We start from the raw sequence: 15,307 nt of genomic DNA on the forward strand, positions 1-15,307 counted from the left end.
AATTCATATATTACTGGCTGTGTTTCGGCACGCTGTTGAGTTCTCAAAGAACACGCGCTCACCGGTTCCAGTCTCCGTTTCCGGAGGCTTTCTCTCGGGGCTTGTGTTGAAAGCTTAGCCAGTTCGTTTTCGCTTTGTCAAATCGGCCGTTTCGGCTTCTTCAGCTCCGCGCAAACTCGCTTCGCATTCAGTTTTTGGCTTGGTTCAGAAGTTATCTGAGCGGCTTTCCAGGTGTCAAATCGGGGTCATTTTCAGATCCCGGACAGCACGTTAGGCCGCTTATTTACTTCTGGGGGTTTGACGCCGTGAGACTTTACCCGGCCCGATCCGCGGTGTCAACCGCTCGTTCCGGGGTCTCGCTTGCGACTTGGAGAAAGTTACTCACGGGGAGGATCAAAGTCAAATCGCCTGGTCAGCGGGCTGCTTGATCGGCACGGAGGGCGCGGGAGCAGCCGACTTGGCCCCGACCGGACGCGGTCGCAGCCACAGGGTGATGGAACGAAGTCCCTCCATCGCCCGCACGATCTGGTCCGGCGGGGCGGGCTGACGGGTCGCCACGGGCACCAGGTCGTAGCCCCAGACGCCGAACTCCTTGAGCACCGTCACCGGATCGTCACCGAGATCGGCCGTCGCGGTCGCGGAGAACTCGAGGAACACGTGCGGCCTGTCGCGACGCAACAACCGGACGAGTCCCGCGAGAGCGCGATGCCCGCGTCCAGGCGTGTCGACCCGCACGACGGAAAGCTTCATCCCCTGCACAAGTGCGATCTCTTCGAGTGCCTTGTCCAGGCGAACCGCCCGAACTCGGGCCACGTCCTCGCCGGCGTCCTCGGCGAGCGGCGAAACCGACACACCGCCGGTCAACGTCGGCGAAGCCGCGAGCTCGCCCGCGCTCTCCCAAGCCGCGCCCTCGACCACGGTCAGCCGGGAGGCGACGGCGGCGGGGAGGTTCGCCGAGACGTTGTGCCGCAGAAGCGCCGCGGCGGACGCGTCCGGTTCGACGGCGACGACAGCGCCCATCAACCCGAGGCGCGACAACACGCGAATCGAGTGGTAGCCGACGTACGCGCCGACGTCGAGGAAGATCCCGTCCGGTTCCAGCACGGAGTCGAGCAGTTCCGCGAGGTCGGGCTCCCACACGCCGTTGGACGACAACAGCGGAAGCATGAACGCGTCGTCTGAAGGCAGCCGCATCATTCCCGCGTCGCACAACACCAACGACGAACGCACGGCGGGCGCGTCACCTGCGCCCTCGTGCTGACGAACCACCACGCGACGCAACGCGTCCGCGGTCTGTTGTGCCTGGTGAGCGGTGCGAAGAGCAGCGTCGAGACGCACGTCGCGCTCGCGGAACACCTCGACGACCTTGGACTCGAGCGAGTCGATCCTGTCCAGCGTCCGGTCGAGCGCCACGGTCAGCTTGTCGATCCGCTCGGCGAGCACCTCGTCGGACTTCGCGCGCTTGGCCGCCTCGGCGACGACCGCGTCCTCGACGTCGCGCTGCCTGCGGCCCTGACCGGCCATGTCCGCGCGCACGCGCACGACGCCGTCGTCCACGCCGATGAGCTGGTCGGCGAAGTGCGACTGCCGCGCCGCGACCTGCTCGACCTCGGCGCGCAGCAGCTCGAGCTCGCCGGCGCCGATGCCGGCCTTCATCGCGTCCTGCCGGTTGACCAGCTCGGACACCGTGCGCTCGACCCCGTCGATCAGGGTGGTCAGCACCTGGCGCATGTGGTTGTCGTAGTGGTCCAGCGCGCGGAGCACGACCTTGCGCAGCGCGGGTGCCATCGGCGTCCGGCTCGGGCCGTCCACGGTCGGCTGCCGCAGTAAAGCGTGCTTGGCCGACTGCAGGGCGAGCATCGGGTCGACCTCGGCCTTCGGCTTCGGCCGGCGTGCCCGCCACCCCCGGTACGAGTGCTCGACGCGTTCGCGGAGAACCTCGGCCACCCGTGCGACCGACCGCACCGACAGCACGTGCTCTCGTGCGGCCGCACCGAGCGCTTCTGCCGTGGGCAGGTCATCGGCCAATGAACGCAGCAATTTCGCGGCGGCCTGCACGTCGGGTTCGGCGCCCTGGTGACACGGCACGAGAACCGCCGTCTTGCCGAACAGCTCGGCAACGGCGCCGTGATCGGACGCGACGACGGGGACTCCCCGCACGGCCAGTTCGGCCAGGCGCAACGCAATCCGGTCGTCCGCTCCTCCGCGGTGCAACGACACCACGGCGTCGGCGACAGTGGCCACGTCGAGGTCGTCGACCAACGAGATCCGCTGGTCAGAGGCAGTGGCGAGGCGCAACCGCTCGGCCGCCTCCGGGTGCTCGAACGCACCCGACACGGCGATGCGCAGCTCGACGTCCGTCCGGTCCGGGAAGGCGGTCAGGAACGCCGACACCGCACCCAGCACGTTGCCGGGCCTGTCGAGGTCGTGGTCCGCGATCGCCGCGAACACCACCACTTCACCGGTCTCGTGCTCACGGGCACCCACGTCGTGCACGGGCACAGGCACCACACGCACGACAGGACCGCCGACGCGTTCGGCGGCAGCACGCGACACGTCCGAAGAAAGCCATAGTTCATTCACGCCCGTGCGGTCGTCCGCGGCCGTGGCGTCCAGCGCGACCTCGACGACGAACCGGCCGGGAGGCACCTCGTCAGAAGAAGAAGCGCGCACCACGACGGGATAACCCGCACTGGCCGACACCGGCAGACCGGACGCGCGCGCGGCGGCGAGCATCAGCTCCGCCACCGGCCCCGAACCCACGACGGACACACCGAGCTGGTCGAGCAGCGCCGGGCCTTCGGACCGGGGCTGCGGCACGGCGGGCGCGGGCAACCGGCCGGACCCGACGCCGACCCCGGCACACCACTCGCGCCACGCGTCGGCGTCCGCCCCGAAGGGCGCGGGGAACTGCTGTCGCAGCGACCTGTCGGCACGCCAGACCGCGTCGGCCCACCGCGTGCCGCCGTTCTCGGTCGGCTCGCACGCCCAGATGAGGAACCCGCCGCCACCGTCCTCACCGAACGCGGGCGGCGGGGTCGGCACGGAGGCGAGGTAGTCGGCGCGCAGCTCGGACGGGATGGACGTCCCGTCGATCAGGGCGTCGAACCGGTACGGCACGGGTGCCACGGACCAGCCGTTGCGCACCAGCTCGGCGCGATAGGACTGGCAGAGCTCAGCGAGCTCCGGGTGTTCCGAGAGCAGCACACGGGGACGTTCGGCGAACTCGGCCGACAGCAGCCAAGGGCGACGCGGGTCGAACCCGCGGAAGTGCACCGTCAGCAGGTCCTGGCCGACCACGGCGAGAGAGCCGGACTCGGTGCGGTGCAACGGGCGGTCCGCCACGTTCCACACCGACAAACCGACCCGTGCGTCACGCACGACGTGGTGGGGCACGATCGCCGGCATGTCCAAAGAGGTCAGATAGGGCTCGGCGCCCTTGCCCACGGCGATGAAACCGGGGTCGAACGCGCCCTGGTCGTGCAGGTCGGAGGGCCCCGGCTGCAGACCGTCGGACGCCAACGGCCGCAACGTGCGAGGCAGCAGCACGACCGGTGCGTTGCGCAACGCCTCCAGCACGAGCTTCGTCACCGACCCGAACACCTGCACCCACGGATCGAGGTACAGCACGGGCATGCCCTGCGGCAGCAACGCCTCCAGCAGCTTCGGCACCATGGCGGCCTTCAGCGCGGAGGCGTCGAGCGAGGTGGCGAGCACGTGCAGGTCGTGCTCGTCGACACCGATGTCGACCGGTGTCATCAGCCCCGGCCCCGAGTGCTCCGGCTGCGCGTCGACGACCAGCGCGACGAACCGGCCCTCGGGGTGCTCCGCGAGGAACGTGCTGGACAGGACCTTGACCGCGGGCAGCTCGGCCGCCGTGGCGACCGTGCACGCGCAGATCGTCGGCTGGAACTCGGGGACCTCAGTCGCGGAGAGCACGTGCCTGCCTCACAGCATGGGAAGAAGTGTGCGCAACTCGTACGGGGTGACGCTACGACGGTACGCGTCCCATTCCGTCCGCTTGTTGCGCAGGAAGAAGTCGTAGACGTGCTCGCCCAGGGCCTCGGGGAGCAGCTCGGAGTTCTCCATCTCCGTGAGCGCCTCGCCGAGGTTCTGCGGCAGGTTCGCGTATCCCGCCGCACGACGCTCGCGGTCCGTCAGCGACCACACGTCGTCCTCGGCGGGCGGCGGCAGTTCGTAGCCCTTCTCGATGCCCCGCAGGCCGGCGGCCAGGATCACCGAATAGGCCAGGTACGGGTTGCACGCGGAGTCGACTGAACGGACCTCGACGCGGCGCGACGACGACTTGCCGGGCGAGTACATCGGCACACGCACCAGTGCGGAGCGGTTCGCGTGACCCCAGCACACGGCCGTGGGGGCTTCACCGCCGACGATCAGCCTCTTGTAGGAGTTGACCCACTGGTTCGTGACGCCGGAGATCTCGCGCGCGTGCTTGAGGATGCCCGCGACGAACTGCTTGCCGATGTCGGAGAGCTGGTACGGGTCCTCCTCGTCGTAGAAGGCGTTGCGGTCGCCCTCGAACAACGAGAAGTGCGTGTGCATGCCGGAACCGGGCTGGTCCGAGAACGGCTTGGGCATGAACGAGGCGCGCACGCCCTGCGTGATCGCGACCTCCTTCACCACGTAGCGGAACGTCATGACGTTGTCCGCCATGGTCAGCGCGTCGGCGTAGCGCAGGTCGATCTCCTGCTGGCCGGGCGCGCCCTCGTGGTGGCTGAACTCGACGGAGATGCCCATGGCCTCCAGCGCCTCGATGGCGTGGCGGCGGAAGTGCGTGGCCGTCTCGTGCGAGGTCTGGTCGAAGAACCCGCCGTTGTCGGCGGGGATCGGCTCGCTGCCGTCGCCGGGCAGGTCCTTGAGCAGGAAGAACTCGATCTCGGGGTGGACGTAGCAGGTGAAGCCGGCCTCGCTGGCCTTCGACAGCGTGCGGCGCAGCACGTGGCGCGGGTCGGCCCACGACGGGGAGCCGTCCGGCATGGTGATGTCGCAGAACATGCGCGCGGAGTAGTTGGTGCCCTCCGGCGTCTGCCACGGCAGCACCTGGAACGTGCCGGGGTCCGGCTTCGCGACCATGTCCGACTCGTAGACGCGGGCGAAGCCCTCGATCGCGGAGCCGTCGAACCCGATGCCCTCGCTGAAGGCGCCCTCGAGCTCGGCCGGTGCGACCGCCACGGACTTCAAGAAGCCCAGGACGTCCGTGAACCAGAGCCGGACGAACCGGATGTCGCGTTCCTCTAGCGTGCGGAGCACGAACTCCTGCTGGCGGTCCATATGCGGCAGCTTAAGGGCTACTGAGTCTCTACGATCAACGCATGTCGGCACGTTGGTTGTTGGTTTGCGCACTCGCCCTGCTCACGAGCTGCACGTCAGGGGGAGATCTCCCCGATGGTGCGACCTTGCTCTCGAAGTCGGCCGAGTCGATGAAGTCGGTCAAGACCGTGCACTTCACCATCAAGGTCGACGGTGAGCTGCCGGACGTGCCCGTGAAGGACGCCGACGGCGACCTCACGTCCGCCGGTGAGTCCAAGGGCAACGCCAAGGTGACGTTCGGCGGGCAGCTGCTGTCCATCGAGTACGTGCTCACCGGTGGAAACCTGCACTTCAAGGGCCCGACCGGCGGGTTCACGAAGCTGCCTGCGGCGTTCGCGGGCCAGGTGTACGACCCGTCCGCGATCCTGAACCCGGACAAGGGCGTGGCCAAGGTCCTGTCGTCGGCGAAGGACGCGAAGACGAAGTCGTCCGGTGACGTGTCGGTGGTCGAGGCGACGGTGCCGAAGGACGTGGCGGCCGGGCTGGTGCCGGGCATCTCCGCGGACGTGAAGTCGACGTTCTCGGTCGACAAGGACAACAAGCTCAAGAGCGCGCTGTTCGAGCTGCCCGGTGGTCAGAAGGTCGACATCGGCCTCACCGACTTCGACAAGCCCGTCACGGTCACGGCGCCTGCCTAAATGAGACGAGTCGCTCTCGCCGCGTCCGGCGCGGCTGTGCTGCTGGGCGCCCTCGACGCGTACGTCGTCGTCGGGGTCCTCACGGACATGGTGCGCGATCTCGGCATCGCGGTGAACGAGCTGGAGCAGGCGACGCCGATCGTCACCGGCTACCTGCTCGGGTACGTGGCGGGCATGCCGTTGCTCGGGCAGCTGTCGGACCGGCTGGGGCGGCGGTTCGTGCTGCAGGTCTCGCTGCTCGGGTTCCTGGTGGGCTCGGTGGTCACGGCGCTGGCCGCGGACGTGCCGCTGCTCGTTCTCGGGCGCGTGGTGCAGGGCCTCGCCGGCGGCGCGTTGCTGCCGGTGACGATGGCGCTGGTCGCGGACCTGTGGGAGGAGCACCGGCGGTCGGCCGCGCTCGGGACCGTGGGTGCCGCTCAGGAGCTGGGGTCCGTCCTCGGCACGCTGTACGGCATCGCGGTGGCGTCGCTGTTCAACGCGTGGCCGTTGTTCGAGGGCTGGGAGCCGCAGAGCTGGCGGTGGATCTTCTGGGTCAACATCCCGTTGGCGGTCGTCGCGATGGTGATCGTGCAGCGGACCGTGCCGAACACACGGCGTGAAGTGCGCATCGACGTCGTGGGCGGGGTGCTGCTCGCTTCCGCGTTGTCGTTGCTGGTGGTGGCGCTCTACAACCCGACGCCCGCCGAGTCGGTGCTGCCGTCGTGGGGCTGGCCGACGCTGGCTGCCGCTTTCGTCGTGCTGGGTGCCTTCTTCTTGTGGGAACGCCGTAGTGCCGTGCGGCTCATCGATCCCGAGGGCGTGCAGTGGCGGCCGTTCTGGGCGGTGCTCGGGGTGTCGCTGGCCGCCGGTGCCGCGTTGATGGTGACGCTGGTCGACGTGGAGTTGTTCGCGCAGACGGTGTTGCGGCGCGACTCGGCGTCCGCGGCGACGCTGCTCACGCGGTTCCTGATCGCGTTGCCAGTCGGTGCTGTGCTCGGTGGGTTCCTCGCGTCACGCGTCGGAGACCGCTGGGTGTCGTTCGGCGGGCTCGCGATGGCGTCGGTGTCGTACGTGTTCATCGCGCAGTGGCCCGCGGACGTCAGCGGGCTCGTGCTCACGCGTGACCTGGCCATCGCCGGTTTCGGGCTGGGCCTGGTCATCGCGCCGTTGTCCGGTGCCGTGCTGCGTGTGGTGCCCGCCGTGCGTCACGGCGTGGCGTCGGCGTTCGTCGTCGTCGCGCGCATGACGGGCATGCTCGTCGGTGTGGCGGCGTTGTCCGCGTGGGGACTTCACCGGTTCCGCGAGCTCACGGCAGACCTGAACACACCGCTGCCGTTCGGCGTCGAACCCGCTGAGTTCCAGCGTCAGATGGCCGAGTACCAGCGCGGGCTCACCGAGGCGCTGCTCACCGAATACCACGAGATCTTCCTGATCACGGCGGTGATCTGCGCGCTCGGAGCGCTGGGATCGATCTTCCTCCCCGGGAGACGTCAGCAGACGGCGTCCGTTTCCGGCAACCTCAGGTCCACCAGGTAGTTCGTGCCCACGCCGTCCACGCAGCCGATGCCCGCGAGGAACGCCGTGTGCTGGTTTCCGTTGTACGTCAGCAAACGCGCGCCCAACGCCCGTGAGAGGTCCACGCCGGACTGGTAGGGCGTCGCCGGGTCGCCGGTCGTCGACACCACCAGCACCTGCGGCAGTCCGTTCACGTTCGGCGGATGCGGTTCCGACGTGTGCGGGGCCGGCCAGAACGCGCACGGGCCGAGCGCGGTCTCGTCGGTGGGGATCGTGTCGTTGCCCAGCAGTTCCAACAGCCTCCGACGGTTGGACTCCAGGGTGGCGCGGTCCTTGATCGGCGGTTCGTCGACGCAGCGGATGGCCACGAACGCGTCCTGGATGCGGCTGTAGGTGCCGTCCTGGGCGCGGCCGAGGTACTGGTCGGCGAGCTGCAGCAGGGTGGTGCCCTTGTTCTGCCGCAGTTCCTGGAGGCCCTTGAGCGCGGTCTCCCACAGCCGGTCCGTGTACATCGCCTGGATGATGGCGGTGTTCGCGTCCGAGTGGGACAGCTTGCGGTCGCCGACCTGCATCGGGGTCTTCTTCAGCGGCTCGATCATCTGCCGGAACTTGGACTCCGCCGCCGCCGTGTCCCTCCCGATCGGACAGTCGCGCTGCGCGCACCAGCCCGCGAAGCGCTGGAACGACTCCTCGAAGCCCTGCGCCTGACGTGCCGACGCGGCCACCTTGTCCCCGTCGACCTCCACAGCACCGTCGAGCACCATCGCGCGCACGTTGCGGGGGAACATCTCGGCGTACAACGTGCCGATGCGCGTGCCGTAGGAGTAGCCGAGGTAGCTGAGCTTCTTCTCCCCCAACGCCGCCCGCAGCACGTCGACGTCGCGCACGACGTCACGGGTGCCGACGTTGCGCAGCAGGTCGATGCCGCTGCGCTCGGCGCACCGGTCGACGAAGAACTTGTTCTCCTGCTCGGTCTGGTTCGCGCTCTCGCCCTTGGGCCGCAGCCGTTGCGCGTCGCGTTCCGCGTCGGTCAGGCACTGGACGCGGGGCTGGCTCGCCCCGACGCCGCGCGGGTCGAAGCCCACCACGTCGAACCGCTTGCCGATCGGGTTGCCCGCCTGCATGTTCGCGACGTGCGACATACCGGAACCGCCGGGACCGCCGGGGTTCAGCACGAGCGAGCCGACCCTCCGGTCCTTCTCGGCGGCGGGCCTGCGCAGCAGTCCGACCGTGATCGTGCCCGCGTCCGGCTTCTCGTAGTTGAGCGGGACCGCTAATCGCGCGCATTGGATGCCCTCGCGCTCGTACAGTCCCTTGCTCTTCGCATCGGTCGCGTAGGGCTGGCACGCACCCCACGACAACACCTGCGCGTAGAAGCGCTCGATGCCCTTGCGGCCGGCGACGGGGTTGCCGTCGATGCGCGCGTAGGACGTGGACGTGCTGAGCACAACGATCAAGGCGAACAAGGCCGCGGTGACTCGGGATCGCCTCTTCGTCATTAGGCGCACCGGGTTCCGTCAGCGGGCAACGTCTGGTCGATCAGGTACTTCACGCCCGCGCTGTCCACGCACTGGTCACCCTGCAGGAAGACCGTGTGCTGGACGCCCTCGAACGTCAGCAGCCGCGAGTTGAGCGCTTTGGCCAGGTTCACGCCCGCCTCGTAGGGCGTGGCCGGGTCACCGGTCGTGGAGATGACCAGCAGCGGCGGGATGCCGTCGGCCTTGGGCGGGCCGGTGCGGGCGGTGACGGGGGCGGGCCAGAACGCGCACGAGTCGAGTGCCGCGCCCGCCGGGTTGCCGTCGTCGAGGAACGGCGCCGCCTCCTTGTACTTCTTCTGCGTCTCCAACAGCGCGTTCTTGTCCGTCAGCCGTGCGTCGTCGACGCAGTGCACGGCGTTGAACGCGTCCGTGATGGTCGAGTACTGGCCCTGGTCGTCGCGGTCGAAGTACGCGTCGGCCAGACGCAGCAGCGTGGTGCCCTTGCCGCTCTTGAGCTCCTGGAGGCCGTTGAGCAGGATCGGCCACAGCTGCTCCGAGTACATCGCCTGGATCGCCGCGGTGATGGCGTCGTTGTAGGACAGCTTGCGGGCGCCGACGTCGATCGGCTTCTGGATCAGCGGTGTGGTGAGCTGCCGGAAGCTCGCGTTGGCATCGCCGTCCAGCGGGCAGTCCTTCTTCTCACGGCACCACTTCACGAACTCGTCGAAGGCCTTCTGGAAGCCGGCGGCCTGGGCGACCAGCGACGCGAGCTGGTCCTGGGTGGGGTCGACTGCGCCGTCGAGGATCAGTGCGCGCACGTTCTGGGGGAAGGTCTCGGCGTACTCAGTGCCTATCCGGGTGCCGTACGAGTACCCGACGTAGCTCAGCTTCGCGTCGCCGAGCGCAGAGCGGAGGACATCCATGTCCTTAACTACGTCCCGCGTGCCCAAATTGGCGAGCATTGATGCACCGAATTTTGTACCGGCGGCACACTTCTCGGCATACGCCCTGTTCTCTTGCTCCGTTTGGGCGATTCCGGCCGGACTCGTGTCCGTGTCGAGGTCCAAACGCTCCGCGTCGCGCTCCGGTCCGGTGAGGCAGGAGACCGCCGGTTCGCTCGCGCCGATGCCCCTCGGGTCGAACCCGATGAGGTCGAACCGCTCCGCGAGGTCGGTCTTGCGGTAGGTCGAGACCATGCCCGCGGCCGACGCCATGCCGGACGCGCCGGGGCCGCCGGGGTTGGTCAGCAACGAGCCGATCTTTTGCCCGGTGGCCTTGTGGCGGAGCACGCCGATCGTGATCGTGTCGCCGGTTGGTTTGCTGTAGTCGAGGGGAACCCTCAGGCGGGTGCACTCAACGTCGCGCTTGGTGCCGTACGCGTCCCTGCTGGAGCCCGTGGTGGCGTAAGGAGCGCAGTTCTCCCAGCCGAGCTTCTGGCCGTAGAACTCCTCCAGACCAGCGGGGACGACGCCCGCCGGGCCTGCCTTCTCGAAGGCGACGCCGGGCTTGGACGTCCCGTCGATGATCGACGTGCACGACGCGAGCAGGGGAATGACGAGCAACACGCTCAAGAGTCGGACCACAGCCCGATGGTATGGGAGATGATGAGGGCATGCCGCAGCTTCGGATCGCGCTAGCCCAGGTCAACGCCACTGTCGGCGATCTCGCGGGCAACGCTTCGCTGGTCGTGGACTGGACGCGCAAGGCCCGTGAGGGCGGCGCCCACCTCGTCGTGTTCCCCGAGATGGTGCTGACCGGCTACCCGGTCGAGGACCTGGCGATCCGCACGTCGTTCGCCCGCGCGTCCGCCGAGGCGCTGGAGGCCCTGGCCGGTTCGCTCGACGCCGCCGGCCTCGGTGACGTCGCCGCCGTCGTCGGGTACCTGGAGCACGACTCCGCAGGCCCCCGCAACGCCGCCGCCGTCCTGCACGGCGGCCGGATCGTCGCGCGGCAGAGCAAGCACCACCTGCCGAACTACGGCGTGTTCGACGAACGCCGCTACTTCAAGCCGGGGTCGTCGCTCGACATCGTGCGGATCAACGGCGTCGAGGTCGGCATGGTGATCTGCGAGGACCTGTGGCAGGACGGCGGCCCGATCACCGCGCTCGGTGACGCCGGCGTCGACGTCGTGGTCTCGCCCAACGCCTCGCCGTACGAGCGCAACAAGGACGACCAGCGGCTGCCGCTCGTCGCCCGTCGCGCCGCCGAGGCCCACGCGCCCCTCGCCTACTGCAACCTGGTCGGCGGCCAGGACGAGCTGGTGTTCGACGGCGACTCGCTCGTCGTGTCCGCCGAAGGCCGGTTGGTGGGGCGGGCGCCGCAGTTCGTCGAGCACCTGATGTTCGTCGACTTCGACCTCCCCGGCGGCCGCGAGTACGAGCAGGGCCAGATCGGCGACTTCTACGTGCGCCGCGTGTCCCTCTCCGACGCCGTGCCGGCCTACGAGCCGTTGCCCGCGCCGCGCGTGTTCGAGCCGCTGTCCGATGAGGCAGAGGTGTGGCACGCGCTCGTCACCGGCCTGCGCGACTACGTGCACAAGAACGGCTTCCGGTCCGTGGTGCTCGGTCTGTCCGGTGGCATCGACTCGGCCGTGGTGGCCTCTCTGGCCGTGGACGCCCTCGGCGCCGACTCGGTCTACGGCGTCTCGATGCCGTCCTCCTACTCGTCCGAGCACTCGCGTTCGGACGCCTCCGACATGGCCGAGCGCACCGGCCTGCACTTCACCACCGAGCCGATCGGCGAGATGGTCGACGTGTACGTCTCCCAGCTCAAGCTGACCGGCCTCGCCGAGGAGAACATCCAGGCCCGGTGCCGCGGCATGCTGCTGATGGCGTTGTCGAACCAGCACGGCCACCTGGTCCTGGCGACGGGCAACAAGTCCGAGCTCGCCGTGGGCTACTCGACCATCTACGGCGACGCGGTCGGCGGCTACGCCCCGATCAAGGACGTGCTGAAGACCCTGGTCTGGGACCTCGCCCGGTGGCGCAACGCCGAGGCGGAGAAGCGCGGCGAGACCCCGCCCATCCCGGAGAACTCGATCTCCAAGCCCCCGTCGGCCGAACTGCGCCCCGGACAGGTCGACACCGACTCGCTGCCGGACTACGAGATCCTCGACGCCCTGCTGGACGACTACGTCCACTGCGACCGCGGGTACGACGACCTGCTGGCCGCGGGCCACGACCCGGCCCTGGTCGACCGGGTGCTGCGGATGGTCGACAAGGCCGAGTACAAGCGCCGCCAGTACCCGCCGGGCACCAAGATCTCGAACAAGGCCTTCGGCCGGGACCGCCGCCTGCCGATCACCAACGGGTGGCGCGAGGGCTAGCAGAGGGCCCTGTCCTGGGCCTCCCTCACGCGCGCCTCGGCCTGGGCCGGGTCGCCGAGCACGCCGGGCAGCGCGGTCTGCACGACCGCCGCCGCCCGCCCCGTGTCGGTGGCGCCGCCCAGCGAGTAGTAGCCGTGGAAGCCGCCGTTGTGGCCCCACATGGTGACGCCGCAGGTCAGTTCGGTGCTGAACAGGCCCAGTCCGTAGCGGGTGCCTGGTGCGCCGGTTTCAACGGTGGTGCGCATCTGCGCGAGTTGCGCGGATGGGAGCAGGTTCCCTGCCAGCAGGCCGCGGTAGAAGGCAGCCAGGTCCTTCGGCGTCGAGATCAACTGGCCCGCGGCCCACGCCCAGGACGGGTCCATGGTGGTCACGTCGATGACCTTCGACTTCGGGTCGCTCTCGTTTTCCAGGTGCACGCCTCGTGCGTACGGCTGCCGCAGACCTTCGTCGCCTTGGGTCGGCCAGTAGGTGTCTTTGAGCTTCAACCGCTTGATCACCCGTGTGGAGACTTCCTCCTGGATCGGGCGGCCGGTCACCTTTTGCACGAGAAGGCCCAGGGCGACGTAGTTGGTGTTGGTGTAGCGGAAACCCGCGCCGGGCGGGAACTGGGCGGGCTTGGCCAGTGCCGCGTCCAGCAGGTCGTGCGGGCTCAGGTAGCGGTGGCGGACCTGGTCCGGGCGGTCGAGCCCGATGCCGTCGGTGTACTCGGGCAGGCCGCTGGTGTGTTGCAGCAGCTGGCGAACGGTGACGCCGCCCAGCTTCGGGTCCGGCAGCCTGCCGTCGAGGTCGATCCTGCCCTCGGCCACGAGCTGGAGCACGACCACGGCCACGAACGCCTTGGTGTTGCTGCCTATTCTCACGTGCGCGTTCGCCGGTGTGGCTCCGGCATTGTAAGAGCGTTCCGCGTTGTGGCGCTGGACGGACATCATCGCCGCCGGCGCGTGGCCCTCGTCGACGATGCGGTGCACGGCCTCGCGCATCTGGTCCGCGCCCGGCCCCGCTCCGGTCATGCCCACCGCGATCGCCAGTGCCGCTGCTGTCAGGTTCATGTCTCCCCCTCCGTGGATGTCGTGGCACACGATGTCGGGGAGGAGGGGATCGGCGCAGTGCCTCAGGCTGCCGGGAGAACAGGGCAGCCTGCTCCACCACGCCTGACCTATCGGCGGACTCCCTCGTAGATCCGTGTCACCCGTGCCTGGTCCAGGGGCATGCAGAAGGAGAGATTCACTCCTGTGTGGACGGCGACCAGGGTTTCCCCTCGTCGCCACCACGTGTCGGTGACACCACGCACCTCGGGGACCGGCTCGAAACCGTCCAGGTCGACTTCCTCGCGGTCGATCCTGCTGATCCGGGTCGCTCGGTGGACCGCGTCGTACGCCAGAGCCATGGCCTCGATCCAGCCCTCGACCGACTCGTGCAGGGCGACCGGTGCGTGGGCGCGGACCGCGAACTCGTCGTTCGGGCCTATCTCGAACCCGAAGCACCCGGAGGTCCGCTCCAGCCCTGATTCGAACCGCCAGCCGCCTTCCGGGCTCGGCTCCAGGCAGTCGGCGGCGAGGTACCACGGCCCCTCGTCGTACAGCGGAGCGGGCGGCAGCACCAGTCCGCCCCATCGCCGGTCGTACTCCTCGTACCTGTCGACCTGTTCCTCGGGGATGCCCCGCTCCAGCAGGCGCCGGCGGCGATCGGGAGGTGTCTCGAGGTCGAACCAGTGGCAGTAGTCGCGGATGAACTGCTCGGCTCGCGATGTGAGCCCGTCAGGGCATCTGATGAAAGGTCGTATGCCGCAATAGTAAGAGTGGAGCCTGCTCCACCGCGCGAACATTTGCCGCCCGGCTACGTTTGCCCTCATGAAACGGATCTGGGCCGCGATCATCTACCTCGCGACGGGGCTGCTGACGGCCATCGTGTCGTGGCTGGCGCTGGGCATCCTGATCCTGTCCGTGGTCATCCTGCCGCTGCTGCCCGTCACCGCGCCCTACATGCGCCGGATCGTCGACTTCGACCGGCGGCGGCTCGCCCGGTACGCCGGCGTCGAGATCCCGCCGCCCCCGCCTCTCGACGGGCCGTGGTTGCACCGGGCGCAGCGGGTGCTGGCCGACCCGGACAGTCGCCGGGACGGCATCTGGCTGATCACGCACGCCCTGTTCGGCACGTTGTTCGGGGCGGTCGCCATCGGGATCGGCGGTTCGCTGGTGCAGCAGCCGGTCGTGCTGCTGGGCTGGTGGATCTTCCCGGGCGGGAACGAGAACTCGTTCGGCCTGCACGTCGACTCGTGGCCGAAGGCGTTCCTCAGCGTGCCGATCGGGATCGTGCTCGCGCTCATCATGACCCAGATCCCGCGGTTGGCCGATCTCGACGCCAAGTGGGCGCGGAAGTTGTTGTCGCCGCCGAAGGCGTCGCTGGAGAAGCGGCTGGCCGAAGTGGTCGCGACGCGGGCGGCGGCGTTGCAGGCGCACGGGGCCGAGCTCAGGCGGATCGAGCGGAACCTGCACGACGGGACGCAGAACAAGCTCGTCGGTGTGGTCATGATGCTCGGGATCGCGGAGCGGACGCTCAAGCAGAACCCCGACAACGCGTTGCAGGCGCTGCTGCGGGCGCAGGACGCGGCCGGCGACGCCCTGGAAGAGCTTCGCAACGTCGTGCGGAGCATTCATCCGCCCGTGCTGGAGGACTTGGGGCTGGACGGGGCGATCCAGGCGTTGGCGGCCCGGTGCCCGGTGCCGTGCGTGCTCACGGCCGAGCACCTGGGGCGGTTGCCCGCGGCGGTGGAGGCGGCGGCGTACTTCGCGGTGGCCGAGGCGCTCACCAACGTGGCCAAGCACAGCGGGGCGCGGCACGCGTGGGTCAGTCTGACCATCGACCAGGACCGGCTCGCCGTGGTCGTCCACGACGACGGCAAGGGCGGCGCGGACGAGAAGCAGGGGACGGGGCTGGACGGCATTCGCGGCAGGGTGGCGGCGCTGGACGGCACCGCGGAAGTGAGCAGTCCCGAGGGTGGCCCTACCGTTCTCACCGTCGTGCTACCTGTGGGGAAGTGA

General features: G+C 69.0%; 10 protein-coding genes. 4 read left to right on the forward strand and 6 right to left on the reverse strand.

The features are described 5' to 3' along the window. Positions 1-399: 399 nt before the first annotated feature. Positions 400-3,939 carry an FkbM family methyltransferase gene (locus IE307_RS37170; protein WP_191304153.1) on the reverse strand — a complete coding sequence of 1,180 codons (3,540 nt, stop codon included), beginning with the start codon at positions 3,937-3,939 and terminating at the stop codon, positions 400-402. 9 nt (positions 3,940-3,948) lie between these two features. Continuing rightward, positions 3,949-5,292 carry a glutamine synthetase family protein gene (locus IE307_RS37175; RefSeq protein ID WP_191304154.1) on the reverse strand — a complete coding sequence of 448 codons (1,344 nt, stop codon included), beginning with the start codon at positions 5,290-5,292 and terminating at the stop codon, positions 3,949-3,951. 125 nt (positions 5,293-5,417) lie between these two features. Between IE307_RS37175 and IE307_RS37180 the strand changes: the two genes are divergently transcribed. Together IE307_RS37180 and IE307_RS37185 are read left to right on the forward strand one after the other, a co-directional pair. Then, the gene (locus IE307_RS37180) at positions 5,418-5,969 is read left to right on the forward strand and encodes an LppX_LprAFG lipoprotein (RefSeq protein ID WP_229905460.1); all 552 of its coding nucleotides are present in this window, start codon (positions 5,418-5,420) and stop codon (positions 5,967-5,969) included. Next, positions 5,970-7,484, forward strand: a complete 1,515-nt coding sequence (locus tag IE307_RS37185) for an MFS transporter (protein ID WP_191304156.1) — start codon at positions 5,970-5,972, stop codon at positions 7,482-7,484. It abuts the gene before it with no gap. On the opposite strand, the gene IE307_RS37190 is transcribed toward IE307_RS37185, so the two are convergent. Both IE307_RS37190 and IE307_RS37195 read right to left on the reverse strand, forming a co-directional pair. Continuing rightward, positions 7,439-8,962 carry an alpha/beta hydrolase gene (locus IE307_RS37190; RefSeq protein ID WP_191304157.1) on the reverse strand — a complete coding sequence of 508 codons (1,524 nt, stop codon included), beginning with the start codon at positions 8,960-8,962 and terminating at the stop codon, positions 7,439-7,441. The two genes, IE307_RS37185 and IE307_RS37190, sit on opposite strands and share 46 nt — an antisense overlap. Further along, positions 8,962-10,524: an alpha/beta hydrolase gene (locus IE307_RS37195; RefSeq protein ID WP_191304158.1), complete on the reverse strand. Its 1,563-nt coding sequence runs from the start codon at positions 10,522-10,524 to the stop codon at positions 8,962-8,964. The genes IE307_RS37190 and IE307_RS37195 overlap by 1 nt, the downstream gene beginning before the upstream one ends. A gap of 29 nt (positions 10,525-10,553) precedes the next feature. Here IE307_RS37195 and IE307_RS37200 point away from each other — a divergent pair, with 29 nt between their 5' ends. After that, complete coding sequence (locus IE307_RS37200; protein WP_191304159.1) at positions 10,554-12,266, forward strand: NAD+ synthase; 1,713 nt, start codon at positions 10,554-10,556, stop codon at positions 12,264-12,266. On the opposite strand, the gene IE307_RS37205 is transcribed toward IE307_RS37200, so the two are convergent. Continuing rightward, a complete protein-coding gene (locus tag IE307_RS37205) occupies positions 12,263-13,315 on the reverse strand; it encodes a serine hydrolase domain-containing protein (protein ID WP_229905461.1) in 1,053 nt (350 codons plus the stop codon). The genes IE307_RS37200 and IE307_RS37205 overlap by 4 nt on opposite strands. Before the next feature lie 107 nt (positions 13,316-13,422). After that, entirely contained in the window at positions 13,423-14,118 is a 696-nt protein-coding gene (locus IE307_RS37210; protein WP_191304160.1) for a hypothetical protein, read from the reverse strand. Here IE307_RS37210 and IE307_RS37215 point away from each other — a divergent pair. Continuing rightward, positions 14,117-15,307, forward strand: coding sequence for a sensor histidine kinase (locus tag IE307_RS37215; protein ID WP_191304161.1), 1,191 nt, complete (start codon positions 14,117-14,119; stop codon positions 15,305-15,307). The two genes, IE307_RS37210 and IE307_RS37215, sit on opposite strands and share 2 nt — an antisense overlap.

Origin of the sequence: Lentzea cavernae, from assembly GCF_014653695.1 — a bacterium.
In the GTDB taxonomy this organism is placed as follows: Bacteria; Actinomycetota; Actinomycetes; order Mycobacteriales; family Pseudonocardiaceae; genus Lentzea; species Lentzea cavernae.